Below are 23695 nucleotides of genomic sequence, written 5' to 3' on the forward strand. Positions count from 1 at the left end.
GAATGCCGCCGATCCGTGTGCCCAACCGTGCCCGCACGCCGCCCTCTTGGGCGGTGCCCCGGGTGCGGCCGGTCCAGTGACGCACTGCACAGGGTCCGTACCCCGGGTAAAGGCGAATCTAGCATGCGTATTTGATAGCTTCCCGGTGTGCGGCTGACGAAGTTCACCGACCTGGCGCTGCGTTCCGTCATGCGCCTGGCGGTCGTGAGAGACGGTGACGAACCGATGGCCACCCGAGAGGTGGCCGAGGTCGTCGGTGTGCCGTACACCCACGCGGCGAAGGCCATCACCCGCCTGCGGCACCTGGGGGTGGTGGAGGCGCGGCGCGGTCGCGGCGGCGGGCTGACCCTGACCGACCTGGGGCGGCGAGCCTCGGTGGGCTGGCTGGTGCGCGAACTGGAGGGTGACGCCGAGGTGGTCGACTGCGAGGGCGACAACCCGTGCCCGCTGCGCGGCGCCTGCCGGCTGCGCGGTGCGCTCCGCGACGCCCAGGAGGCGTTCTACGCCGCGCTCGACCCGCTGACCGTGACCGACCTGGTGGCCTCACCGACCGGCCCGGTCCTGATCGGCCTGACGGACCGCCCCCCGGGATGACGGGCGGCGGACCCGAAGGGTGCCGAGCCATGGCCTGAAACACGAATATCATCTACCAATTAAGGAGTCGCTGTGCTCTCCGAACAGTCCGTTCCCGTGGTCCGAGCCACTCTTCCCGCGGTCGGAGCGGCCATCGGTGACATCGCCGACCTGTTCTACCGCAAGCTCTTCGACGCCCACCCCGAACTGCTGCGGGACCTGTTCAACCGCGGGAACCAGGCCAACGGCGAGCAGCAGCGGGCCCTGGCGGGCTCCGTCGCCGCGTTCGCCGGTCTGCTGCTGGAGAACCCGGACGAGCGCGCCGACGTGATGCTCTCGCGCATATCGCACAAGCACGCCTCGCTCGGCATCACCTCCGACCAGTACACGATCGTCCACCGGCACCTCATGGCCGCCGTCGCCGACGTGCTCGGTGACGCCGTCACCCCCGAGGTCGCCCGGGCCTGGGACGAGGTCTACTGGCTGATGGCCAACGCGCTCATCGCCCTGGAGGCGCGGCTCTACGCGCACAAGGGCGTCGCGGACGGAGACGTCTGGCGCCCCATGGAGATCGTCGACCGGGTCGAGGAGAGCGCCGACGCGCTCTCCCTCGTACTGGAGCCGGCCGACGACCGTCCCGTCGTCCCGTTCCGGCCGGGCCAGTACGTCAGCGTCCAGGTCGAACTGCCCGACGGTGCCCGGCAGATCCGCCAGTACAGCCTGTCCGCCGCGCCCGGCCGATCCGGCCTGCGCGTCACCGTCAAACGCGTCCGGGGCGACGGACGGCCGGACGGCGAGGTCTCCTCGTGGCTCTGCGCGAACGCCCGCAAGGGCGACGTGCTCAGCGTGTCGCTGCCTGCCGGCGACCTGGCCCTGGCGGAGCACGACGGCCCGCTGCTGCTGGCCTCCGCCGGCATCGGCGTCACGCCGGTCCTCTCCATGCTCGACCACCTGGCCGCGGCCGGCGCCACCCGCCCGGTGACCGTCGTGCACGCCGACCGCACCCCCGACGACCACGCCCACCGGCAGGAGCAGCTCGACCTGGTGCGCGCGCTGCCCGACGCCCGGCTCCACCTGTGGTACGAGGAGCCCGGCGACCAGGCGCCTGAGGCGTCCACCGGCCGCGCCGACCTCACCGGCATCGACCTGCCCGAGGGCCTCACGGTCTACCTGTGCGGACCGGTGCCCTTCATGCGCGCGGTCCGCGGCGACCTGCTGAGCCGAGGAGTGCCCGCCGAGGCCATCCACTACGAGGTCTTCGGCCCCGACCTCTGGCTCGGCCGGCAGTAGCGGCGCCCCGGGCCGCCGACGGCCGCCGCGGAACTCCGGTACGGGCGTTAGGCCGCCGCGGTGAACGCGGTGCTGATCGCGGTGTCGACGCGGGCGTGCACCACCAGGCGGGGACCCGAGGTGTCGGCGTTGTCCGCCAGCAGCCGTCGGACCGGCGCGCTGTGCGTCACCACGGACATCAGGACACCCAGCCGCCCGCACCACTGGTGCGCCCGGAGCACCGCGCTGACCGCGGCGTGGCCGCCCGCCCGGTCGGTCAGGACGATGACGACGGGGGTCGGCTGATGGGCGTCGACCAGGTTGGTGATGTGCGTGGTCAGCGTGGCCCGCCCGTCGATTCCCGGGTCCTGGTCCACCGTGATGACCAGGACCCCATGCTCCAGGGTGTGGGACAGCATCGCGGCCTCCGATCCGTCGCCTGGCGGCGAAGTTGTGTTCAGTGAAGGTGCCCTGACCCGGCTCCGCAATGCGCCCCGCGACGGACCGGTCGCGGGGCCGCCGGGACAGCGGCCCCGAGTACGATCGTCCGGTCCGCCTCCGACCTCCGCCGATCACCGCTGGGAGCCCCGCCCCCGTGCCCGCCCTCCTGCCGCCGCCCCGCACCGGGGCCGCCCGTCTGCTGGACCCGCGACACCTGACCCGGGTGGAGGACGGCGAACGGCTGCACGCCCTGCTCTGGCGCCCGGGGCCGGGCTGGCGGATGGCCAGCAGCGCGGTGCTGGGCGGCGGGATCGCCGAGCGCGCCTGGGTGCTCAACGCCCAGGTCGCCCACGGCTACCGGCGCACCGACCCCGCACGGCACCTGGCCGGCCTGGCCCGTGCCGCCGGTGCCCGCGGGCCGGGCGTGGGCCTGATGACCGCCGCCGACGTGTCCGCCCACGGCCGGGCCCGGGACGGCGGGGCGGAGGCCCTCGCGACCGCCGGCGTCTCGGTGCGCGGCTGGGCGGCCGCACCGGAGGAGTGCGCCGGCGGAGTCGCGCTGCCGGGAACCGTCAACATCGTCGCCGCGCTGCCCGTCGCACTGAGCGACGCCGCCCTGGTCAACGCGGTCATGACGGCGACCGAGGCCAAGGTCCAGGCGCTGCTCGACGCCGGTCTCGACTGCTCCGGCACCCCCACCGACGCGGTGTGCGTCGCCGCCCGCTCCCCGCGCGACGGCATCGAGGTCCACGCCTTCGCGGGCCCCCGGTCCGAGTGGGGCTCCCGGCTCGCCCGGGCCGTCCACGGAGCCGTGGGCGCCGCCCTGCCCACCCCCTTGTGACGCCCGGAACCGCTTGGGCTACAGCGAGGTCCTGCGCCGGACCGCCGCCGCCCGCAGGCTCAGCGCCACGGCGAGCAGTACCCAGGCCACGGCGCAGTACGCCCACGCCGTCGCGCCGCGTGCGAGATCGACGGCGCTCCACACGGCCCACAGTGCGAGCACCACGCACAATGCCGTCCAGGCGATGTCGGCGACGCGGCCGCGCAACTGCGTGCGCTGTCTCGTGCCCGGCTCCAGATCGCCGAGACCGTCGTCCACAGGTGCCTTCCGCTCGTCCACGTCCGACTCCTTCGGGATGTCACTGCAGAGTGAACACCGACTACCCCGCGGGAGGTTGGGCAAGCGGAGGGCAAGGGCGTGCGTACGCGCGTGTGGGCGGCCCGCCCGGGCCGCCCACACGGGGGTCCACCGTCGGCGTCAGCGCTGGGAGGTCTTCTCCAGCGCCTTGTCGAGGGCGGCCTGGAAGCCGTTGGCCCACAGCTGGTTCACCCGGCTGCGCTCGGTGGAGTTCGGGTAGGGGTTGGTGCACGACGGGCCGGGGCCGCCGCCCGACATCAGCTCGCTGCACGGCCCGGAGTAGTGGTCGGGCAGGCCGAGCACGTGCCCGGTCTCGTGGGCGGTCACGCGGGTCGAGTCGTACTGCTGGTTCTGCCGGTAGTCGAGGAAGATGTACCCGCTGCCGTGCCCGTCCGTGGAGGCGTACGAGCCGCGCGAGTCGTTGCCCTCGTAGTAGGCGAAGTCCGCGCCCGAACCCGACTCCGCGAGCCGCACGTTGGACACCGAGCTGTTCCAGATCTGGGCCGAGCGGGATATCTGCGAACGGAAGCTCGGCGCGTTGGTGGCGCTGTAGTAGACCGTGACGGCCGCGGTGGCCGACGGGTTGGCGGCGCGCTTCTCGGCGACGGACTTGACGACCGCCTCGAAGAACGCACGGTTGGCGGCCGCGTCCTCGCCCGAGCCGGCCGAGGGCTGGTAGCCGAGCTGGGCGGCCCGGGCCGGCTCCTGGGGGGCAGCGGCCGTCGCGGCGGGGCCGGTGCCGAGCACGGCCGCCGTCAGACCGAGACCGACCGCGGTGGACAGCAGGGGCAGGGTGATACGCATCGATGACTCCTTGAGTGGGGGAGTGGGGAGAAGTCGTCATCGGCGAGTGTGGAGCGCCCGTGAGCCCGCTGTGATGATGGCAACAGGCGATAGGGCCGGGCTATCACCCACCGTCCGGTCACTCGTTGCGGCTTTGACCAGAGTGCAGAACTCGCCCTGTTCCGCCGCGTTTTGTTCACCTGGCGCAACCAACTGTTCCGCTTTACGCTCCCTGCATGGAGCTCGAGGTGAGGCACCTACGCGCGCTGTGCGCCATCGCCGACGCCGGCAGCCTGCATCGGGCGGCACGCCAACTGGGCGTCGCGCAGCCCACGTTGAGCACCCAACTGACCCGGATCGAACAGGCCCTGGGTGGCCCGCTGTTCACCCGGGAGCGCACCGGCTGCCGCCCCACCCCGCTCGGCCGGACGGTCCTCGGGCGGGCCCGGCCGCTGCTGGCCGACATGAGCACGCTGGTCCGCGAGGCCCGCGCCGCGGCGGCCGGCGGCGACAGCAGGCTGCGGGTCGGCTCCACGGCCAGCCGAGCCCTGGCCGGCTGGCTGCGCCGGCTCAGACGGCCGGGCCTGGAGCCCACCCTGCAGATGGACGTCTCCGCCAACGCGCTGCTGCGCCGGGTCGCCGAAGGGCAGCTCGACATCGCCTTCGTGCACGAGGTCGAGGGCAGTGCGCTGCACATCCCCGAGGGCCTGCGGCTGCGGGTCCTGGTCGAGCGCGAACCGCAGTTCGTCATGCTGCCCGCCGACCATCCCGCGGCCGCCCGGCCCGTCGTCCGGCTCGCCGACCTCGCCGACGACCGGTGGATGGTCGACCCCACCGTCGACGGCGAATGGGACGGCGTGCACCGCATGCTGCGCGCCGTCGGCCTCAACCCCCGTGTGCTGCACGGCGACTACCACACCGCCGCCTCCCTGGTCGCCACCGGCGAGGTCGTCACGGTCTGCCAGCCCAGCTCCCAGTCCCGCCCCGACATGGCGGTACGGCGCCTGTACGGCGACCCCCTCGGCGTACGCCTGCTGCTGGCCGCCCGCACCCGGGCCGAGCTCGACGCCGTCTTCCCGGCGCTGGAGGACGCGTACTGGGAGGTCGCCCGCCAGTCCACCGCGTACCGGGAGTGGCTGGAAGGGGGCGGGATCCGGACGCTGCCCCGGTGCCCGGCGACCACCGCCCCGGGCGCCGGCCGGGTGGAGTTCGTACGCGCCCGCTGACGGCCCCGTCGGCCCCGCGGCCCCCAAGATCGCCCACTCCGGCCAATAGAGTGATTTTCATATGGGACCGGTGTGTCCGCGTGACGGAGCGGTTACGGACAGCATCATGAGCTCTGCACGACGACTTCCCCCCTTGCGTTCGCTGGCCGTGGTCGGTGCCCTGGGCGCCTCCGCCCTGCTGCTGACGGCCTGCACGAACGCCGATACGACCCGTTCCAGCGTCGCGGAGGCGGCTCAGACCGAGTCCCCCTCGCCGACCGGCACCGATACCGCGTCCCCCACCGGCTCCCCGTCGGCCTCGATGAACGAGGACCGGACCGAGCGCAAGGACCTCGTCTCCGCGACCAAGGTCACCTGGGACAAGGCCGCCGCCACCGCCGTCAAGGAGGTCCCCGAGGGCAAGCTCGTGGACCTCGAACTCAAGCGCACGAAGGCCGACGCCACCGCGTCGCCGACCGGATCGCCGACCGGCTCGGCGAGCCCGAGCATGCCGAACCCCGCCCCCAGTGAGGGTGCCCCGGAGTGGGAGGCCAAGGTCGCCCAGTCCGACGGCACCCTGCACCGGATCGACATCGACGCGGCGAACGGCAAGGTCTTCCGCACCATGGTCGACCCGGACCAGGACCCCGACGACAAGACCCAGATCACCCAGTGGCTGGACAAGGCCAAGCAGACGCCGGAGCAGGCGGTCAAGGCGGCCACCGCCAAGGCCAAGGGCACCGTCACCCACGTCGAACTCGGCGACAACGACGACCAGCAGGTCGTCTGGGACGTCGACGTGGTCGACAAGAGCAACTGGAACAAGACCTCCGTCACCGTCGACGCGGCGAACGGCAAGGTGCTGGGCCAGAAGGTCGACAAGGACTGATACACGGGCCCCCGGACACCGACGGGAGCAGCGGGCCGCGGCCCACTGCTCCCGTTCCTCATGTCCTCGGGAGGTCACCCGGCCGGTGCGGCGGGAGGCGCGTCCGCCGCGGCCCCGGCCGGCTCGCCCCCGCCGTCGCGCGGCAGCGTCAGCACGGCCAGGAAGCCGAGGACCGCCACCGCGGCGAAGAAGTAGAAGCCCCACGGGTGACCGACCCCCGACGCGACCAGCGCGCCGGTGATCGACGGGCCGACGATCGACCCGATCCGGCCGATCCCGGAGGCCGAGCCGAGCGCGGTGCCGCGCACGGACGCCGGGTAGAAGTGCGTCACGTAGGCGTACACGAGCACCATGGCCGAGAAGACGAACACGCCGGTGAAGAAGACCACGACGTTGAGCAGCAGGTCGCTCTCCATCCTGATGCTCAGACACCCCAGCATGAGCACCGAGACCGCGAACCAGACCATGGTGGTGCCCTTGATGCCCCGCCGGTCGGCCACGAACCCGCCGAGGACCAGGCCGACGACGCCACCGATGTTCAGCACCAGGAGCTGGGTCACGGCCGTGGGCACGGGGTAGCCCGCGTCGTTCATCAGCTTCGGCAGCCAGGTGTTCAGGCCGTAGACCAGCAGCAGGCCCATGAACGAGGCGACCCAGATGCCGATGCCCGCGCGCAGGTACGCCGGCTTGAGCAGCTCGGTGAACGGCACGCGGTGTGCGCCGTCCTGCCTGGCCCGCTCGAAGGCGGCCGACTCCGGCAGCTTGAACCACTGGACCGCGGCGATCACGAGGCCGACGACACCGAGCAGGTAGAAGAGGATCTCCCAGTTGTCCGTCACCTGCAGCGCCAGCAGCGAGGTGATCACCGCACCGGTGTGGTAGCCGGTCATCGTCAGGGTGCTGGCCCGCGCCCGGCGGCCGGCGGGCATGTGCTCCGCCATCATCGTGAGCGAGACCGGCATGCAGGCACCCAGGCCCAGACCGGCGAGGAGGCGCAGCGCGGCGAACATCGCGACGGAGTTCGCCAGCGGCACCACGATGGTGAGGACCGAGAAGAGCACGACCGAGCCGATGAGCAGGCGGCGCCGGCCCAGCCGGTCGGCCAGCGGACCGACGCAGACCGCGCCGATGGCGACGCCCACGAGCGAGAGCGTCGCGATGGTGGTCGCGTCGCCCGCGGTCATGCCGAGGTGGTGGGTCTTGAGCAGGGTGGGGATGATGGCGCCGAGGACGACGAGGTCGTAGCCCTCCAGCAGGACGGTGATCCAGCACAGGATCACCGTCCATGTGCCGCTCGCGGCGGGGCCGGTCTGCGCGGGCGCGCCGGACGTGGTGGTGGAAGCCATGATGACTCTCCCCCCGGGGACGGGTGTGAGTGAGCGGAGCCGGACCGGCCGGGGCGGCCGGGTGGGACCGGTACGGGTGACCGGAGGGATCAGAACGGGTAGTCGGCGATGTCCGGGCGGACCGTGAGCCACTGGGTCTCGGTGAACGCCTCGACGTTCGCCGCGGCGCCGCCGAACCGGGAACCGGTGCCGGAGGCCTTGACCCCGCCGAAGGGGGCGTTGGGCTCGTCGCTGACCGTCTGCTCGTTGATGTGCACCTTGCCGGAGTCGATCCGGTCGGCGAGCTTCATCGCCGTACCCACGTCGCCGAGGATGCCGACCGACAGCCCGTACTCGCAGTCGTTGACGATCCGCGCGGCCTCCTCCGTGGTGGAGAAGGAGATGACGGGCGCGACCGGGCCGAAGATCTCCTCGCGCCAGGCCGGCATGTCCGTCGTCAGACCGGTCAGCACGGTGGCGCGGTAGCCGGCACCGTCGATCTCACCGCCCGCGGCGACCTTGGCACCCGCCGCGACGCTGTCGGTGACGATGCCGTGCACCCGCTCCAGCTGCCGGCGGTCGATGATCGGACCCAGCGCCACGTCCTCCCGCGCCGGGTCGCCCACCGGCAGCGCCTCCGCCTTCGCGGCGAGCGCGGCGGTGTACTCCTCGACCAGCGACTCGTGCACGATGTGCCGACCGGTCGTCATGCAGATCTGCCCCTGGTGCAGGTACGAGCCGAACGCGCCCGCCGAGGCGGCCTTCGCGACGTCCGCGCCGGGCAGCACGACCAGCGCGTTGTTGCCGCCCAGCTCCAGGTGCGCCCGCTTCAGCAGCCGCCCGGCCTGCTCGCCGATGGCCCGCCCGACCGGAGTGGAACCGGTGAACGAGATCACCCGGACCTCGGGAGCCTCCACCACGGCCCGGCCGACCGACCCGTCGCCCGGCAGCAGGTGCAGGACACCGGCCGGAAGTCCCGCCTCCTCGAAGATCCGGGCGATGACGACACCGCCGCTCACCGCGGTGCGCGGGTCCGGCTTCAGCAGGACCGCGTTGCCGAGCGCCAGCGCGGGGGCCACCGAACGCAGACCGAGGATGAGCGGGAAGTTGAACGGGGCGATCACACCGACGACACCGGCGGGGCGGCGCCGGGCGAGCGACCACCGGGCGTCCTCCGAGGTGAGCACCTCGCCCTGGGGATGCGTCGGCAGCCCGGCGCACTCGAAGCACTCGCCGATCGCCAGCCCCGCCTCGAAGCCCGCCTTGGACCGCACCGAGCCGGCCTCGCGCACCAGCCAGTCCTCGATCTCGGCGGCGTGCTCGGTGAACAGCTCCCCGGCGCGCCGCAGCACGGCGGCCCGCCGCTGCGGCGAGGTCGCCGCCCACTCACGCTGGGCCTCGGCGGCCCGGGCGGCGGCGCGGTTCACGTCCTCGGCCGTGGCCAGGCCCACCGTGCCGAGCCGGTCACCGGTGGCGGGCTCTGTCACCGGCTGCCCGGTGGGGGAGGCCTGCCAGCCGTCGCTGTGGAACTTCCCGCCCCAGACGTCGCTGTCCAGGAGTGTCATCGTCATCCCTCTCGTCGGGGTCTTCGGTCGGGGTCTTCGGTCGGGTTCGCGTTCGCGTCGGTTCAGGAGGGTGTGGTGAGCGTCGTGTCCACCTGGATCAGCCGGGGGTGGTCCGGCGTCTCGGCGAGCGCGGCGCGCAGCTGAGCCACCCCGCCGACGTGCTGGGCGCGGACGCCGTAGCCCTCCGCGATGCGGGTGAAGTCCAGGCCCGGGATGTCGAGCCCGGGCGCGTCCGGCACCCCGAGCAGACCGCCGAACCAGCGCAGCGCCCCGTACGTGCCGTTGCGCAGCAGTACGACGGTCAGCGGGACCCGGTGCTGCGCGGCCGTCCACAGGGCGGTGATGCCGTAGTTGGCCGAACCGTCGCCGATCACGCCGACCACCGGACGGCCGGGCTGGGCCATCGCGACGCCGACCGCGCCGGGCAGCCCGAAACCGAGGCCGCCGGCCGCCGGGAAGTAGTAGGAGCCCTGACGGCGCAGGTCCATCTGCCGCCACCACGCCGCGTTGGTCGACGTCGACTCGACGACGTACGCGGTGTCCTCGGGCATCTCCTCGCGCAGCGCGGCGAAGACCTGCTCGGGGTGGAGCCCCGGCCCCTCGGCGGTGAGCGGCTCCGGCACGGGCCGGTAGGCATCCGCGCCGACGGGGGTACCGGTCGCGTCCAGCGACTCCAGGAGTACGTCGATGACGGCACCCGGGTCCGCGACCAGCGCCTCGCCCATCGGCGCCCGCGCCGCGGCGGAGGCGTCCTCGGTCACCTGGATCAGCCGGGTGCCCTCGGGCAGGTACCGGCCGGGCAGGTGCTCGTGGTAGCGGAACACCGGCGCGCCCAGCACGAGCACCAGGTCGTGGCCCTCGAACGCCTTCGAGACCGGCGCGATCCCGGCGGGCAGCACGCCCCGGAACTGCGGGTGCCGGTTCGGGAACGGCAGCCGGAACTGCGAGGGCGCCGCCCACACCGGACCGCCCATGCGCTCGGCCAGCCGCACGGCGTCGTCGAAGCGGCCGGCCGAGTCGATGTCGCCGCCCAGCACGAGCGCGGGGCGCCGGGCCGAGGCGACCCGCTCCACGAGCCACCGGCGCTGCTCGCCGCCCGGCACCGAGGCCCGCAGCACCCGCCGGTCGAGCACGGCCAGGGCGTTGTCGTCGACCTCGGCGGACCAGTCGTCGTACGGCACCGACAGGTAGCTCGGCCGGCGCTGGAGCCGCGCCTCGAAGACGGCCTGGGCGAGCGCGCGCGGCACGTCTCCGGCGCACGCCGGTTCCGCCGCCCAGCCGACCAGCGGCTTCATCAGGGCGGGGGCGTCGACGCTGGCCAGGTTGGCCTCGGGGCCGATGGCGGGGCGCACCTGCTGCCCGGCCACCAGCACCAGCGGTGTACGGGAGGCGACGGCGTTCGTCAGGGCGCCCATCGCGTTGCCGGAACCGGAGGCGGCGTGCAGGTTGACCAGCACCGGGCGGCCGGTCGCCTGGGCGTACCCGTCGGCCATGCCGACGACGGCGCCCTCGTGCAGACCGAGGACGTAGCGGAAGCCGTCGGGCAGTCCGGCGAGGAAGGGCAGCTCGTTGGAGCCCGGATTGCCGAAGACGGTGGTGAGCCCCTGGCGCTCCAGGAAAGCGTGGGAGACACGGCGCACGGATGGCACGGACGTTCCTTTCGAAGTGACGCGGCACACGCTAGGCACCCCGCGACATGGGCACCAATAGATGTTTCGCCATTCCGATATAGAGTCCGTCGATATGGGCACCTTCGATCTCAACCTGGCGCGTGTCTTCGTGCTGCTCTACGAGACCGGCAGCGTCACGGCCACCGCCGAGACGCTGCACGTCACGCAGCCCACCGTCAGCTACAGCCTGGGCAAGCTGCGCCGGCACTTCGACGACGAGCTGTTCCGCCGCAACGGACGCGGGCTGACCCCCACCGCCGGCGCCCGGCGGCTGTACCTGCCGCTCCAGCGCGCGCTGGCGGAGATCGACGGGACGGTCCGCCAGGGCGACGTCTTCGACGCCGGGAGCATGTCCGGCCGCTTCACCATCGCCCTGTCCGACCTCGGCGAGGCCACGCTGCTGCCGAGGCTCGTGGCCGCCGCGCGCGAGCGGGCGCCGGGGGTGTCCTTCACCGTCCGCCCCTTCGACGTGGAGGACGCCGAGGGGCAGCTGCGCCGCGGCGACCTCGACGCCTTCGTGGCCACCCCGGTGATCACCTCACACCTCACCGTGCGCATTCCGCTCTTCCGTGAGCGCTACGTCCTGATGGTCGCCGCGGACCATCCGCGCGTGCGCGGCGACGCGGTCACCCCGGAGGACCTCGCGGCCGAGCACCACGCGACGGTGTTCGGACCGAGCGGCCACGTCACGCCCAGGGACCTGCTGGGCGCCCACGGGCTCCTGGAACGGGTGGCCGTGGACGCCACCCGCTTCTCGATGCTGCCCTACCTGCTGGAACAGACCGACCTGGTGGCCATCGTCCCCGAGTACGTCGGCGAGGTCTTCACGGCCTCCCACCGGGTGCGCCTGGTACGGCTGCCGTTCGAGACCGAGCCCATCGAGATCGCCCTGTACGCACGGCACGAGTCCTCCCGCAGCCCGGCCCAGCGCTGGCTCGTGCGGTTCCTGGCCGAGGTGCTGGGCGAGCAGGTGAGCGCGGCCCAGCTGCCGCCGTCGAGCCGTCGTTAGGATCACCGCCATGACGGCACCGGAACCCACCATCCTCGCCACCTCGGGCGGACACCGCGCGGGCGGCCGGACCATGGTGGCCTTCGACGCCCTGGTCCACCACGCGGTGGACCTCTCGGGCGCGCACGGCCGACGCCCCCGCGTCCTGTACGTGGGCACCGCCATAGGGGACGCCGAGCACTTCACCGCCCGCATGACGGAGGCCGCCCGCGTCGCCGGGTTCGACCTGACTCCGCTGCACCTGTTCCCCATGCCCAACGTCGAGGACATCGAGGAGACCGTGCTCGCCCAGGACGTCGTCTGGGTCATGGGCGGATCGGTGGCCAACCTGCTGGCCGTGTGGCGCGTGCACGGTCTGGACCGGGTCATGCGCAGGGCCTGGGAGGCGGGTGTCGTGCTCAGTGGCGTGAGCGCGGGCTCCCTGTGCTGGTTCCGGGGCGGCGCCACCGACTCCTTCGGCCCCGAACTGCGCCCGATCACCGACGCGTTGGACTTCTTGCCCTACGGAAACGGCGTCCACTACGACGTCGACCCGGGCCGCCGCCCGCTGATCCACCGGCTCGTCGCCGACGGCACCCTGCCGACGGCCCACTGCACGGACGACGGCGTCGGCCTCGTCTACCGCGGCACCGAACTGGTGGAGGCGGTCACCGAACTCCCGGGCAAGGGCGCCTACGTGGTGGTACGCGACGGTGACACCGCGGTCGAGGCGAGGCTGGAGCCGCGCGAGCTGCCCCGTCCGCGGCGGTGAACCGTCATGGGAGATGACTGACACAACGCTCCAGCGGCGGCGTCGCGTTGAGCGTCCGGACCGGCCGTGGCGCACCCATCCGGGACGGGCGCGTTTGCCGACGCGGTGAGGGGCAAGGCGGTGTCCATGAGCGATCCGAACAAGGACACGAACAAGAAGCCCACCAGTACGCGGACCGCCGAGTCCAAGGCGCGCGGCACCGCCGAGAAGGCGACCGCGCCCGCCGCACGGGCGGGACAGGCCGCCGCGGGCAAGGCGAGTGACGCCGCGTCGGCGGCCAAGGCCGGCGCCCAGCGTTCCGCCGACGCCGCGAACGGCGCCGTGCAGACGGCGGCCAAGACCGTCGCGGCCGGCCGCCAGGCCGTCGTCACCACCACGGGACAGGTCGCGGCCACGGCGAAGACGGCCTGGACGGTGGTCGCCCAGCGCAAACTCGTCGCCGCCGGGGTGGGCGCCGGCCTCACCGCCGTGACCGCCGCCTCGTACGCGATGGGCCGCCGCGCCGGACGTCACACGCACGGTCCCCTCACCCGTCTCACCGGCGGCCGGATCTGACACCGGCCACCACGCACGGCACCACTCCCCGGACAGGGGAAGATGGGACTCGCGAGCGAAGTCCCGACCTACGCGGAGGAGTGGGCGCATGCAGCACGACCGAGCCGGCGAGCCGGCCGGCCCCGAGGACCTGATCGACGTCGCCCGGCTGGTGACGGCGTACTACGCCCTGCACCCGGACCCGGCGGAGCCGGGGCAGCGCGTGGCCTTCGGAACGTCCGGGCACCGGGGTTCGTCCCTGGCGGCGGCGTTCAACGAGGACCACATCGCCGCCACCAGCCAGGCCATCTGCGAATACCGCTCGGCACAGGGCACCGACGGCCCGCTCTTCCTGGGCGCCGACACCCACGCCCTGTCCGAGCCCGCACGGGTCACCGCCCTGGAGGTGTTCGCCGCCAACGACGTGACCGTCCGCATCGACAGCGCGGACGGCTACACCCCCACCCCGGCGGTCTCCCACGCCATCCTCACCCACAACCGGGGCCGCACCTCCGGCCTCGCCGACGGCGTGGTCGTCACCCCCTCGCACAACCCGCCCGCCGACGGCGGCTTCAAGTACAACCCGCCCAACGGCGGCCCCGCGGGCTCGGACGCCACCTCCTGGATCCAGGACCGGGCCAACGAGATCATCGCGGCCGGACTGAAGGACGTACGGCGCATCCCCTACGCGCGGGCGCTCGCCGCCCCCGGCACCGGCCGCCACGACTTCCTCGACGCCTACGTCCGCGACCTGCCGAGCGTCCTCGACCTCGACGCGATCCGCTCGGCGGGCGTGCGCATCGGCGCGGACCCGCTGGGCGGCGCCTCCGTCGCCTACTGGGGGCGGATCGCCGAGCAGCACCGCCTCGACCTGACGGTGGTCAACCCGCTCACCGACCCGACCTGGCGCTTCATGACGCTGGACTGGGACGGCAAGATCCGCATGGACTGCTCGTCCCCGCACGCGATGGCCTCCCTGATCGAGCGGCGCGACCGCTTCACCATCGCCACGGGCAACGACGCCGACGCCGACCGCCACGGCATCGTCACCCCCGACGGCGGCCTGATGAACCCCAACCACTACCTCGCCACCGCCATCGCCTACCTCTACGCCCACCGCGCCGACTGGCCGGCCGACGCGGGTGTGGGCAAGACGCTGGTGTCCTCCGGCATGATCGACCGGGTCGCCGCCGACCTCGGCCGCCGCCTGGTCGAAGTACCCGTGGGCTTCAAGTGGTTCGTGGACGGGCTGGTCGACGGCTCCCTCGGCTTCGGCGGCGAGGAGTCCGCCGGGGCGTCGTTCCTGCGCCGGGACGGCTCCGTGTGGACCACCGACAAGGACGGCATCATCCTCGCCCTGCTCGCCTCCGAGATCACCGCCGTCACCGGCAAGACCCCCTCCGAGCACTACGCCGCGCTCACCGCCCGGTTCGGCGAGCCCGCCTACGCACGCATCGACGCCCCCGCCACCCGCGAGGAGAAGGCCCGGCTCGCCAAGCTGTCCCCGGCCCAGGTCACGGCCGACACCCTCGCCGGGGAGGCGGTCACCGGCGTGCTCACCGAGGCACCCGGCAACGGCGCCCCGATCGGCGGCATCAAGGTGACCACCGAGAACGCCTGGTTCGCGGCCCGGCCCTCCGGCACCGAGGACGTCTACAAGATCTACGGCGAGTCGTTCCTCGGCGCGGACCACCTCCGGCAGGTGCAGGACGAGGCCAAGGACGTCGTCCTCGGCGCCCTGGGCGGCTGACGCCGCACGTCGGTCCCCGGGCCGGTCAGCCGCGGCCGGCCCGGGGGAGTGCCACGGTCAGATCGCGGATCTCGTAGCCGTCGATGGCCTCCTGGAAGGCGACCCGCGGCTCCCCGGTCGTCCGGATCCCGTCGAGGGCGAACAGACGGCTGAGAAACACGTCCGTCTCCAGCAGGGCGATGTGCGCCCCCGGGCACCGGTGCGGTCCGTCCCCGAAGGAGAGCCCCGCTCCGACCGCCTCGGCGCGTTCCGGGCGGACGAGCAGCGGCTCCTCGCCCACGGCCCTCGGATCCGCGTTGGCGTCGTCCAGGTGGACCTCGACGTACTCGCCGGGGCGCACCGTCACCGGACCGTCGGGGCAGGACAGCTCCAGCGGCTCGACGGCCCGCCTGCGCAACCGCCCGATGACGGGCTCCAGCCGCAGCAGCTCCTGGAGGACGGCGAGACGCCCGGCCTCGTCCGCCGACCGGTAGTGGTCGCGCAACGCGGCGTCCGAGAACAGGTGCCAGGCGGCCAGGCACACGAACTCCCGCGTGGTGACCATGCCGGCCGCGGCGAACGTCAGGCACTCACCGAGGATCTCGACGTCCGAGCAGCCCTCCGCGATCAGGTGGGAGATCAGATCGTCGTGCGCACGGCGCCGGTGCGCGCGGACGGCGGGACGCACGTCGGCCAGGTGGATGCGGAGCCAGTTCGTGTTCTGCCGCACCAGCCAGTACAGGCCCCGGACACTGGTCAGACCGGGCTCGCCGAACTTCTCCGGGAAGAACCGCTCCAGCCTGCGGCGGATGCCGGGCCTGCCGTAGCGCAGCCCGACGACCTCGCTCACCACCCCGACGGCCAGACCGAAGGCGAGATCGGAGAGCGGGGCCTCCCCCGCCGAGCGCAGGACGGCCAGCTGCTCCTCGGCGATCCGGACCATCAGCCCGCGGTAGCGCTCGTCCACCCGGCGGGGGGTGAAGAAGCGGGCGGTCTGCCTGCGGTGCTCCCGGTGCTCGGGGCCGTCCCGGTAGAGCACGGGCCGGCGGACGCGCGGCGGGAGCTTCTCCACCGTCTCGACGCCGAGACCCGCCTGCACGGTGCCCGGACCGCGCAGCAGTGCCCGTGCGACGGCGAAATCGTGCACCTGCCACGTCCCGTCCGCCGCCCGGTCGACCGGGCAGGCGGGCCCGGCCCGCCCCCGGTCGGCCTTCCGCGCGGAGACCCGTCCGTCCTGCACCACGTGGCCACCCCCAAGTCCGGGCCGTGCGGCCCCGGCGACCGCCGCGGCTCGACGACGTGGTCAACAGGATCGGCCACCCGCCCGACGCCGACCAGCCCCGGAACCCGCCGAGTCGGACGGCTCCGCGCCTGCCGGGCCGGGCGGCCCGGACCGCTCAGGGTGTGGCTCGCCCTGCACCGTGAGGACGCCGCTCGGGTCGTGGTGGGACGGGTGATGTTTGCCGGATTCGGGGGTAGACGGGCTGGCGTAGCGGTCAAGGCTCAGGAAGAGGGCGGATCGGATGGACGGGGCTGCCCACACGGGGGACCGGCTGAGTGACGTACCGGTCAAGGTTTCGGCGGAGTACCAGGGCAGGCCCGGCGACATCGCCAGGGGCCGGGAGATGGCCCGGGCGTTCCTGGCACGCGTGCGCACGGCTCAGGGCGCTGCGGTGTCCGACCGCGCGGTGGAAGTGGTGCAACTGGTGGTCAGCGAGCTGCTGACGAACGCCTGCAAGTACGCGCCCGGCCCGTCGCTGGTCGAACTCGAACTGGCGGAGGACCGGGTCGAGGTCACGGTGTGGGACAGCGCGCCGGTGCTGCCCGTGCCCGCGACCGCCGACCCCGGCCGGATCGGCCGGCACGGGCTGGAGATCGTCATGGCCGTCTGCCAGAGCTTCGAGGTGCACCGGGAACCGGTCGGCAAGCGCATGAGGGCCGCGGTGGGCCTCACCGACCACCTGACCAGCACGACGACCCCCCTCGACCAGCCGGCCTGACCCGCCACGGCACGCGGCAACGCGCCTCTGGCCGCACGGGGGCGCGCCATCGGCCCGGGCGGCAGCACGCCATCGGCCTGAGTGAGACGGCCACCTCGGCCGTTGTACGCGGCGGCCCCGGCTACCGCTCGCCCGGCCGAAGGTCCCCGGTGCGGAGCCGGTACACGACGGAGCGGCGCAGGGGGCTGCCCTCGGGGATCTCCGGGTCGTCGAAGTCGTCGGCCGGGTCGTGGGTCATGCCGAGCCGGTCCATCACCGCCCGCGAGCGCCGATTGCCGGCCGCGGTCACCGCGAGCACCTCCGGCAGCGCGAGGCACTCGAAGGCGTGGGTCACCGCGGCCCGCGCGGCCTCGGTGGCATAGCCGTGACCCCAGGCCGGGCGGGCCAGGCGCCAGCCCGCCTCCACCCCGGTGAACGGCATGCCGTCCTCCACGGGATCGAGCCCGGCGAAGCCGATGAACTCGCCGGTGGCGGCGATCTCCACCGCCCACCAGCCCCAGCCCCGCAGGTCGAGGTCGGCCTGGAAGCGGGCCACGGACGCCTCGCTCTGCGCCCGGGTCAGGACCTCCGGGAAGTACGCGCGGACCACCGGATCGGCGTTCATGGCCGCCCACGGGTCCAGGTCGGACGTCCGCCAGTCGCGGAGCACGAGACGGTCGGTTCGAAGTTCGGGCATCACGCGAAGGTACGGCGTCGGGACCGGCGGAGCGACCGGATTACGCGTCCGGGACCTCCCCCCTTCGGCCGCACGGAGCGGTTCGGCCCCGCCCCCGGGGGGAACCTGGCGGGAGGACGGCATCGGAAGGCTGTGAGGGTCGTGACGTCACGCTGGGCCGACCACCGGGACGGCGAGGAACCGGGCCACGACACGTCGGACGGGACGGACGGCGCGCCGGAGCCCGGCTTCGCCCGCGCCGTCCTGCGCGCCCTCGGCGCCGGCGTCCTCACCCTCGGCCCCACCGCCCGGATCACCTCGGTGAATCCTTGGGCCGAGCACCTGCTGGGACGGTCGGAGCAGGAGATGCTCGGGCACGACGCGCACGACCTCCTGCACCGGCATGCCGACGGCAGCCCCGTCCCGCGCGAGCGCTGCGCACTGCGCCGCCCCCTGCACGGGGTGCCCGCCGAGGAAGGGAGCGACGAGTACTTCCAGCGGGCCGACGGCACCACGGTCCCCATCATCTGGGCCACCACCCCCTTGGTCCGCGGGGGGCGGCAGGAAGGGCTGGTGCTCGTCTTCCACGACTTCAGCCTGCACCGCAGCGCCGCCGAGGAGACCCAGGCACGGACCGCCGCCCTGGAAGACCTCACCGCCCAGCTGCACCTGGTCGCCGAGATCTCCACCGTGCTGGTCCCGACCGAGCGCACCTCGACCACCCTGCGCCGCCTCGTGCGGCTGCTGGTGCCGGAACTGGGCCAGTGGGCGGCGGTCGACGTCTTCTCGGGCCAGTCGGACGTACTGGAACGGGTGGCCGTCCGCAGCAGTGACCAGCCGGACCGGGCCAGACCACTGCGCGGGCCCATGACCTCGCTGCCGGACCAGGCCCGTGCCGCGCTGACCCTGCTCCTCAAGGGCGACCGGCCCGTCCCGCTCGCCGCCGACCAGCTGTTCCAGGACCCGGAGCACCCGCTCGCCGCCACCCACCGGGTGCTGTTCGAACGGCTCGGCGGCCACGCGGCCGTCGTCGTCCCTCTCCGCACCCGGCAGCGGTCCTACGGAATCCTGACCGTGGCCCGCGCCGTAGGACGTCCCGCCCACACCGGGGCCGAGATCGCCCTGCTGGCCGACATCGGCCGCCGCGTCGGCATGGTCCTGGACAACGCCCGGCTGTACCACGAGCAGCAGAACGTCGCCGAGACCATGCAGCGCCAGCTCCTGACCCCGCTCCCGCAGGTCGACCACCTCCGGATGGCCGCCCGCTACTGGCCCGCCGAGAGCGCCATGGAGGTCGGGGGCGACTGGTACGACGCCTTCCTCCTCGGCGACGGCGTGATGGCCCTGGTCATCGGGGACGTGGTCGGACACGACCTGCAGGCCGCCGCCCACATGGCCGAGGTCCGCAACATGCTGCGCGCCCTCGCCTGGGACCACCAGGAGCCGCCGAGCGTGATCATGCGCCGCCTGGACGAAGCCGTGACCAACACCAGCGACGCGCCCATGGCCACCCTCGTCTTCGCCCGCGTCGAAGGCGCCGAGGGCGGCCCCTGGCGGCTGCACTGGGTGAACGCCGGCCACCCACCGCCCCTGCTGGTCGGGCGGGACGGCGCGACGCGCTTCCTGGAGGGCGGCCACGGCCCGCTCATCGGCATGAGCGCCACCCTGCGCCTCGGCCTGAACTGGCCCGACACGCGCGAGGACCTCCCGCCGGAGAGCCTCCTCCTGCTCTACACCGACGGTCTGGTGGAGAGCCGGGACCTCCCCATCGACGTGGGCATGGACCAGCTCCGCCACCACGCCGGTGTACTCGCCCGGCGGCTGGACAGGTGGAACGTCGACGACTTCTGCGACGAACTGCTCGCGCGCATCGCGCCCCGCGGGGACGACGTCGCCCTGCTCGCCCTGCGGGTGCCCGCCGCCGGCATGGGCGCCCCCGGCGACACCGAGCCGCCTCCGCCGCCCCAGTCCGGGCAGAGCGAGGCGGCCCCCGACCGGGCCGCGCCCGGCTCGCAGCGCCAGGAGGCCGAGGTGGCGGACCCGACCCGCACGGAGCCGGAGGAGTAGCGGACCCGGGGCCGCGGCGGGGTGACAGGACGCCCCGGGGTGACACCCCGTCCGGACCGGCCCAACTCCACAGCGGTCCGGGACCAGTTCACAGCGTCCGGAGAAGCGTCTTTGGCACCCGTACGGGCGGGGTGTTCACCCGGCTGAGCGCCTTGAGTGGTGCGGGACGGGCGATGGGCTGACGGTGATTCACGTCGGGGCCGGGTCCCCTCAGCTGACGAAGCACCAGCTGCCCGGTCGTGACGGAAGGAACCTCAGATGCGTTCTGCTCGCATGCTCCTGACCACGGCGGCGGCCTCGGCCGTCTTCGTCCTCGGCGCTCCCGGTGCCTACGCGGCGGCCGGTGGCGACTGGGACCACGACGACTCTTCCTACAGCAAGGAGCACGACAACGGAAGCAAGCACGACGAGCCGCGCGGCGGAATGCACACCGGCGGTGGCGCGCTCGCCGCGGTGACCGAGGGCGACTGGGACCACGAGGACGCGTCCTCAGGCAAGGAGCACGACAACGGAGGCAAGCACGAGGACGGAAGCAAGCACGACGAGCCGCGCGGCGGCATGCACACCGGCGGCGGTGCGCTGGCCGCGGTGAACGAGGGCGACTGGGACGGCGGCGGCCGTGAGTCCAAGGAAGGCGGCTCGCAGACCTACCGGCAGGACGAGGGCGAGAGCTCCCGGGGCGGCGGCGAGCACGAGAAGCCGCGCGGTGGCATGCACACCGGCGGTGGCGGCCTGGCCACGCCGACCACGACCGCCGGCGGGCTGGCCGTCCTGGCCGTCGCCGCGACCGGCCTCTACGCCGCCCGACGCAAGAAGTCGGCTCACGGAGTGGCTTAAGCCGTGCCGGGCGCGATAGCAGCCGGGCCGCCACCCAGGAACCACGGGGCGGCCCGGCTCGCCTCCCGCCCCTCGTGTCCGCCCCCGCCGCCGTGCTCCAGTGAGGTCGTCCCCGATGTCAGTCCCCCCTTCCGCCCCCGCCCCGGCCGACGACGAGACGACGACCGGTCAGGGTTCCCGCTCCGGCCTGATGGTGCTGTGCGCCGTGGCCCTGCTGATCCTCGCGGTGAGCCTGGTCGGCGGCAACGACACGTCCGCCGACTCCGCCCGCCCCCCGCTGCCCGCCCACCCCGGCACGACCGCCTCGTCCGCACCGCCCGCGACCGGCGCGGCGGACTCCGCCCTGCCCCGGTCGAGACCGGTGCGCCTGCGGATCCCCGAGATCTCGGTCGACGCCCCCTTCACCGACCTCGCCATCGGCGCCAAGGGACAGCTGCAGCCGCCGCCCGCCGCAGACACCAACCTCGTCGGCTGGTACGCCAAGGGCGCCTCCCCGGGCGAGAGAGGCACCGCGATCATCGCCGGGCACGTGGACACGAAGACGTCGGCCGCCGTCTTCGCCCGCCTCGACCAGCTCGACAAGGGCGACAAGTTCCGGGTCGAGCGCGCGGACGGGCGCGAGGCGACCTTCGTCGTCGACGACCTGGAGACCTTCGCCAAGGACGAGTTCCCCAGCGAACGAGTCTACGGCGACACCGACCGGCCCGAGGTACGGCTCATCACCTGTGCGGGCGACTACGACCACAAGGTCAAGGACTACACGGACAACCTGGTCGTCTTCGCGCACCTCGTCTGAGGCCGCGCCCCCGGCCGGCCGCGGCGCCGGTCACCCGCGCAGTGCATCCCGGTCGCGCGCCGTCGGGGCCGGGCACAGGATCGAGGCAAGCCGGCGTCGCATCACCGCGGCCGACGTTCAGTTCCGCCCCCGCGAAGGAGATGTGCGCAGGATGACCACCACGTCCACCCCTGCTTCCGAACCGCTGACGCGACAGCTGTCGCACCAGGTCTCCCAGTCCGTGTTCGACGGCTCCCGCCTGCGGGTCGTCCTGCTGGTGGAGGTCTACGACGGAGCCCAGCAGCAGTTCCTCGAGACGTACGAGAACCTGCGCAGCCACGTCGAGTCCGTCCCCGGGCACATCGGCGAGCAGCTGTGCCAGTCCATCGAGAACCCCTCCCAGTGGCTCATCACCAGCGAGTGGGAGAGCGCACCGCCGTTCCTGAACTGGGTGAGCAGCGAAGAGCACGTGCGGATGGTCAAGCCGCTGCACAGCTGTGTGCGGGACACCCGGTCGCTCCGCTTCCACGTGGTCCGCGAGACCGGCCGTCCGGCGGCCGGCGCCGATCCCTCCCGGGGCGGACTGCAGGCCGCGCCGCGCGTCGGCGACGGCATCATCCGGCACGCGCTCACCTTCACGGTGAAGCCGGGCAGCGAGGAGGCGGTCGGCAAGATCCTCGCCGACTACGCCTCGCCCGAGCCGCGGGTCGACGACACCACGCGACTGTGCCGTACGTCCCTGTTCCTGCACGGCAACCGGGTGGTGCGGGCGATCGAGGTGCGGGGCGACCTGCTCGCCGCGCTGCGGCACGTGGCCGAACAGCCCGAGGTGCGGGCCGTCGAGGAGGCCATCAACCCGCACCTGGAACAGGACCGGGACCTCGGCGACCCGGAGTCCGCCCGGGTGTTCTACACGCGGGCGGCGCTGCCCGCCGTCCACCACGTCACCGCGGGCGAGCAGCGGGGCGAGGCGCAGCGGCACGCGCTGTCGTACCCGGCCCGGCCGGGCTGCGGCATGCGGCTGGCCCAGCTGCTCGCCGAGCACGACGAGGCGGCGGCCAGGGATCCGCGCAGCCCCGTCCTGTGCAGCACCATCTTCCAGCGCGACGACGTCGTGGTGCGGCTGGTCGACGTACGCGGCGACCTCCACGACGGCGAACCCGCGGTGACCCTCGGTCTGCCGGACGCCGGCCGGGTGTCCGAGCTGACGACCCTGATGGACGGCTTCACGGACGCAGGTTCCCCGACGGGCGGTGGACTCGTCCGCGCGCTGGAGGGCGCCCGGATGGAGCTGGTCACCGACCGGCGCGCGCCGGACGCCTGACCGGCCCGCACCCACGCGTCGGCCGCCGCACTGCCCTTGGGCGGTCCGGCGGCCGACGCGTGTGCGTGCGGGGTCGGCTCACTCAGGCACGGTGCAGTCGAAGGCGTGCAGGTACGGGTTGACCGGGCGGATGTCGTCGATGACGAGCCCCGCCTCGGTCAGCCGGCCGACCATGCTGTCGGTGGTGTGCTTGGCACCGCCGACGTTGAGGAGCAGCAGCAGGTCCATGGCGGTGCTGAAGCGCATCGACGGCGTGTCGTCGACGAGGTTCTCGATGACGACGACCCGGGCTCCCGGGCCGCCCGCCGCCATGACGTTGCGCAGCGCGCGGGCGGTGCTGTCGTCGTCCCACTCCAGGATGTTCTTGATGACGTACACGTCGGCCCGCACGGGGATGGCCTCGCGGCAGTCGCCCGGCACGATGCGGACGCGGTCGGCGAGCGCACCGCCCTCACGCAGCCGGGGGTCGGCGTTCTCCACCACCCGCGGCAGGTCGAGCAGGGTGCCCTGCATGGCCGGGTACTTCTCCAGCAGGCTCGCCACCACGTGTCCCTGGCCGCCGCCGATGTCGGCGACCGAGGTGCTCCCCGACAGGTCGAGGAGCGCGGCGACGTCCTGGGCGGACTGCCGGCTGGACGTCGTCATGGCGCGGTTGAAGACCTCGGCCGACTGGGGCGCGTCCTCGTTGAGGTAGGTGAAGAACTCCTTGCCGTACAGGCCCTCGACTACGTTGGAGCCGGTGCGCACCGCCTCGTCGAGCAGGGGCCAGGCGTCCCAGGTCCACGGTTCGGTGCACCACAGGGTGATGTTGCGCAGGCTGTGCGGGTCGTCCTCGCGCAGCAGGCGGGACATGTCGGTGTGCGCGAACGTCCCGTTCCGGTGCTCGGTGAAGACGCCGTAGCAGGTCAGGGCGCGCAGCAGTCGGCGCAGTGGCTTGGGCTCGGTCTTCACCGCGGCCGCGAGGTCCTCCACGGCCATGGGGGTGTCGCCGAGGGCGTCGGCGACGCCGAGCCGTGCGGCCGCGCGGAGGGCGGCGGCACATGCCGCCCCGAACACGAGCTCCCTCAGCCGCATGGGCGGGGGTGGGGCAGTCTGTGCGGTCGTCATGTGCCGCTTTCCTTCCTTGTTCGGTCCATGGGCCTTCTTCGGTCCACGG

Annotated in this window: 23 protein-coding genes; 14 read left to right on the forward strand and 9 right to left on the reverse strand. The window is 73.3% G+C overall.

Features of this window, described 5'->3' with window-relative positions; translation table 11 throughout:
• Positions 1–147 precede the first annotated feature (147 nt).
• Positions 148–594: a nitric oxide-sensing transcriptional repressor NsrR gene (nsrR, locus tag ACZ56V_RS09290; RefSeq protein WP_104632785.1), complete on the forward strand. Its 447-nt coding sequence runs from the start codon at positions 148–150 to the stop codon at positions 592–594.
• A 72-nt stretch (positions 595–666) separates the two neighbouring features.
• Positions 667–1863 (forward strand): globin domain-containing protein, encoded by a 1197-nt coding sequence (locus ACZ56V_RS09295; protein WP_467379084.1) that lies wholly within the window; start codon positions 667–669, stop codon positions 1861–1863.
• 47 nt (positions 1864–1910) lie between these two features.
• Here ACZ56V_RS09295 and ACZ56V_RS09300 read toward each other — a convergent pair whose 3' ends face one another.
• Positions 1911–2261 carry a hypothetical protein gene (locus tag ACZ56V_RS09300; RefSeq protein ID WP_104632787.1) on the reverse strand — a complete coding sequence of 117 codons (351 nt, stop codon included), beginning with the start codon at positions 2259–2261 and terminating at the stop codon, positions 1911–1913.
• 176 nt (positions 2262–2437) lie between these two features.
• Here ACZ56V_RS09300 and ACZ56V_RS09305 point away from each other — a divergent pair, with 176 nt between their 5' ends.
• The gene (locus ACZ56V_RS09305; protein ID WP_398909995.1) at positions 2438–3124 is read left to right on the forward strand and encodes an adenosylcobinamide amidohydrolase; all 687 of its coding nucleotides are present in this window, start codon (positions 2438–2440) and stop codon (positions 3122–3124) included.
• An 18-nt stretch (positions 3125–3142) separates the two neighbouring features.
• On the opposite strand, the gene ACZ56V_RS09310 is transcribed toward ACZ56V_RS09305, so the two are convergent.
• Complete coding sequence (locus ACZ56V_RS09310; protein ID WP_358743097.1) at positions 3143–3403, reverse strand: hypothetical protein; 261 nt, start codon at positions 3401–3403, stop codon at positions 3143–3145.
• A 138-nt stretch (positions 3404–3541) separates the two neighbouring features.
• Positions 3542–4225 carry a snapalysin gene (gene snpA, locus ACZ56V_RS09315; RefSeq protein WP_398909993.1) on the reverse strand — a complete coding sequence of 228 codons (684 nt, stop codon included), beginning with the start codon at positions 4223–4225 and terminating at the stop codon, positions 3542–3544.
• Between the two features lie 215 nt (positions 4226–4440).
• Here snpA and ACZ56V_RS09320 point away from each other — a divergent pair, with 215 nt between their 5' ends.
• Positions 4441–5430, forward strand: coding sequence for a LysR family transcriptional regulator (locus tag ACZ56V_RS09320; protein ID WP_468940625.1), 990 nt, complete (start codon positions 4441–4443; stop codon positions 5428–5430).
• 106 nt (positions 5431–5536) lie between these two features.
• Positions 5537–6298, forward strand: a complete 762-nt coding sequence (locus ACZ56V_RS09325; protein WP_356366503.1) for a PepSY domain-containing protein — start codon at positions 5537–5539, stop codon at positions 6296–6298.
• Positions 6299–6372: 74 nt separating this feature from the next.
• Here the strand turns inward: ACZ56V_RS09325 and ACZ56V_RS09330 are convergent, their stop codons facing one another.
• The 3 genes from ACZ56V_RS09330 to mdlC form a co-directional block, all read right to left on the reverse strand.
• Complete coding sequence (locus ACZ56V_RS09330) at positions 6373–7644, reverse strand: MFS transporter (RefSeq protein WP_467379086.1); 1272 nt, start codon at positions 7642–7644, stop codon at positions 6373–6375.
• Between the two features lie 89 nt (positions 7645–7733).
• Positions 7734–9188, reverse strand: a complete 1455-nt coding sequence (locus tag ACZ56V_RS09335) for a benzaldehyde dehydrogenase (protein ID WP_468941604.1) — start codon at positions 9186–9188, stop codon at positions 7734–7736.
• A gap of 62 nt (positions 9189–9250) precedes the next feature.
• Positions 9251–10837, reverse strand: coding sequence for a benzoylformate decarboxylase (gene mdlC, locus ACZ56V_RS09340; RefSeq protein WP_398909988.1), 1587 nt, complete (start codon positions 10835–10837; stop codon positions 9251–9253).
• A 94-nt stretch (positions 10838–10931) separates the two neighbouring features.
• Here mdlC and ACZ56V_RS09345 point away from each other — a divergent pair, with 94 nt between their 5' ends.
• The 4 genes from ACZ56V_RS09345 (at position 10932) to pgm (ending at position 14902) form a co-directional block, all read left to right on the forward strand.
• Positions 10932–11867: a LysR family transcriptional regulator gene (locus ACZ56V_RS09345; RefSeq protein WP_356366509.1), complete on the forward strand. Its 936-nt coding sequence runs from the start codon at positions 10932–10934 to the stop codon at positions 11865–11867.
• Positions 11868–11877: 10 nt separating this feature from the next.
• Positions 11878–12618 carry a Type 1 glutamine amidotransferase-like domain-containing protein gene (locus tag ACZ56V_RS09350; RefSeq protein WP_398909986.1) on the forward strand — a complete coding sequence of 247 codons (741 nt, stop codon included), beginning with the start codon at positions 11878–11880 and terminating at the stop codon, positions 12616–12618.
• 126 nt (positions 12619–12744) lie between these two features.
• On the forward strand, positions 12745–13173 hold the full coding sequence (locus tag ACZ56V_RS09355) for a hypothetical protein (protein ID WP_467379089.1): 429 nt from the start codon (positions 12745–12747) through the stop codon (positions 13171–13173).
• 88 nt (positions 13174–13261) lie between these two features.
• The gene (gene pgm / locus ACZ56V_RS09360; protein WP_467379090.1) at positions 13262–14902 is read left to right on the forward strand and encodes a phosphoglucomutase (alpha-D-glucose-1,6-bisphosphate-dependent); all 1641 of its coding nucleotides are present in this window, start codon (positions 13262–13264) and stop codon (positions 14900–14902) included.
• Positions 14903–14927: 25 nt separating this feature from the next.
• On the opposite strand, the gene ACZ56V_RS09365 is transcribed toward pgm, so the two are convergent.
• Complete coding sequence (locus ACZ56V_RS09365) at positions 14928–16124, reverse strand: cytochrome P450 (RefSeq protein ID WP_468940632.1); 1197 nt, start codon at positions 16122–16124, stop codon at positions 14928–14930.
• Between the two features lie 280 nt (positions 16125–16404).
• On the opposite strand from ACZ56V_RS09365, the gene ACZ56V_RS09370 reads away from it, so the two are divergent.
• On the forward strand, positions 16405–16881 hold the full coding sequence (locus ACZ56V_RS09370; protein ID WP_467379092.1) for an ATP-binding protein: 477 nt from the start codon (positions 16405–16407) through the stop codon (positions 16879–16881).
• A 121-nt stretch (positions 16882–17002) separates the two neighbouring features.
• Here ACZ56V_RS09370 and ACZ56V_RS09375 read toward each other — a convergent pair whose 3' ends face one another.
• Entirely contained in the window at positions 17003–17557 is a 555-nt protein-coding gene (locus ACZ56V_RS09375; RefSeq protein ID WP_467379093.1) for a GNAT family N-acetyltransferase, read from the reverse strand.
• Positions 17558–17698: 141 nt separating this feature from the next.
• Between ACZ56V_RS09375 and ACZ56V_RS09380 the strand changes: the two genes are divergently transcribed.
• The 4 genes from ACZ56V_RS09380 to ACZ56V_RS09395 all read left to right on the forward strand — a co-directional run bounded on the left by ACZ56V_RS09380 (position 17699) and on the right by ACZ56V_RS09395 (position 22539).
• Positions 17699–19603, forward strand: a complete 1905-nt coding sequence (locus tag ACZ56V_RS09380; RefSeq protein ID WP_468940635.1) for a SpoIIE family protein phosphatase — start codon at positions 17699–17701, stop codon at positions 19601–19603.
• Between the two features lie 258 nt (positions 19604–19861).
• Complete coding sequence (locus ACZ56V_RS09385; RefSeq protein WP_104632803.1) at positions 19862–20440, forward strand: hypothetical protein; 579 nt, start codon at positions 19862–19864, stop codon at positions 20438–20440.
• 115 nt (positions 20441–20555) lie between these two features.
• A complete protein-coding gene (locus ACZ56V_RS09390) occupies positions 20556–21236 on the forward strand; it encodes a class F sortase (RefSeq protein WP_467379095.1) in 681 nt (226 codons plus the stop codon).
• 151 nt (positions 21237–21387) lie between these two features.
• Positions 21388–22539, forward strand: a complete 1152-nt coding sequence (locus ACZ56V_RS09395; RefSeq protein WP_468940639.1) for a SchA/CurD-like domain-containing protein — start codon at positions 21388–21390, stop codon at positions 22537–22539.
• Between the two features lie 78 nt (positions 22540–22617).
• Here ACZ56V_RS09395 and ACZ56V_RS09400 read toward each other — a convergent pair whose 3' ends face one another.
• Positions 22618–23646, reverse strand: coding sequence for a methyltransferase (locus ACZ56V_RS09400; RefSeq protein WP_468940642.1), 1029 nt, complete (start codon positions 23644–23646; stop codon positions 22618–22620).
• Between the last annotated feature and the right edge of the window lie 49 nt (positions 23647–23695).

The organism is Streptomyces sp. NPDC034099, assembly GCF_055575415.1.

Bases quoted from the DNA above. Each gene is read 5' to 3' on its own strand.
- ACZ56V_RS09350 (WP_398909986.1), top strand. From the start codon at position 11,878: ATGACGGCACCGGAACCCACCATCCTCGCCACCTCGGGCGGACACCGC.
- ACZ56V_RS09355 (WP_467379089.1), top strand. From the start codon at position 12,745: ATGAGCGATCCGAACAAGGACACGAACAAGAAGCCCACCAGTACGCGG.
- ACZ56V_RS09375 (WP_467379093.1), bottom strand. From the start codon at position 17,557: ATGCCCGAACTTCGAACCGACCGTCTCGTGCTCCGCGACTGGCGGACG.
- ACZ56V_RS09300 (WP_104632787.1), bottom strand. From the start codon at position 2,261: ATGCTGTCCCACACCCTGGAGCATGGGGTCCTGGTCATCACGGTGGAC.
- snpA (WP_398909993.1), bottom strand. From the start codon at position 4,225: ATGCGTATCACCCTGCCCCTGCTGTCCACCGCGGTCGGTCTCGGTCTG.
- ACZ56V_RS09325 (WP_356366503.1), top strand. From the start codon at position 5,537: ATGAGCTCTGCACGACGACTTCCCCCCTTGCGTTCGCTGGCCGTGGTC.
- ACZ56V_RS09370 (WP_467379092.1), top strand. From the start codon at position 16,405: ATGGACGGGGCTGCCCACACGGGGGACCGGCTGAGTGACGTACCGGTC.
- ACZ56V_RS09385 (WP_104632803.1), top strand. From the start codon at position 19,862: ATGCGTTCTGCTCGCATGCTCCTGACCACGGCGGCGGCCTCGGCCGTC.
- ACZ56V_RS09335 (WP_468941604.1), bottom strand. From the start codon at position 9,188: ATGACACTCCTGGACAGCGACGTCTGGGGCGGGAAGTTCCACAGCGAC.
- ACZ56V_RS09400 (WP_468940642.1), bottom strand. From the start codon at position 23,646: ATGACGACCGCACAGACTGCCCCACCCCCGCCCATGCGGCTGAGGGAG.
- ACZ56V_RS09345 (WP_356366509.1), top strand. From the start codon at position 10,932: ATGGGCACCTTCGATCTCAACCTGGCGCGTGTCTTCGTGCTGCTCTAC.
- ACZ56V_RS09395 (WP_468940639.1), top strand. From the start codon at position 21,388: ATGACCACCACGTCCACCCCTGCTTCCGAACCGCTGACGCGACAGCTG.
- pgm (WP_467379090.1), top strand. From the start codon at position 13,262: ATGCAGCACGACCGAGCCGGCGAGCCGGCCGGCCCCGAGGACCTGATC.
- ACZ56V_RS09390 (WP_467379095.1), top strand. From the start codon at position 20,556: ATGTCAGTCCCCCCTTCCGCCCCCGCCCCGGCCGACGACGAGACGACG.
- ACZ56V_RS09330 (WP_467379086.1), bottom strand. From the start codon at position 7,644: ATGGCTTCCACCACCACGTCCGGCGCGCCCGCGCAGACCGGCCCCGCC.
- ACZ56V_RS09320 (WP_468940625.1), top strand. From the start codon at position 4,441: ATGGAGCTCGAGGTGAGGCACCTACGCGCGCTGTGCGCCATCGCCGAC.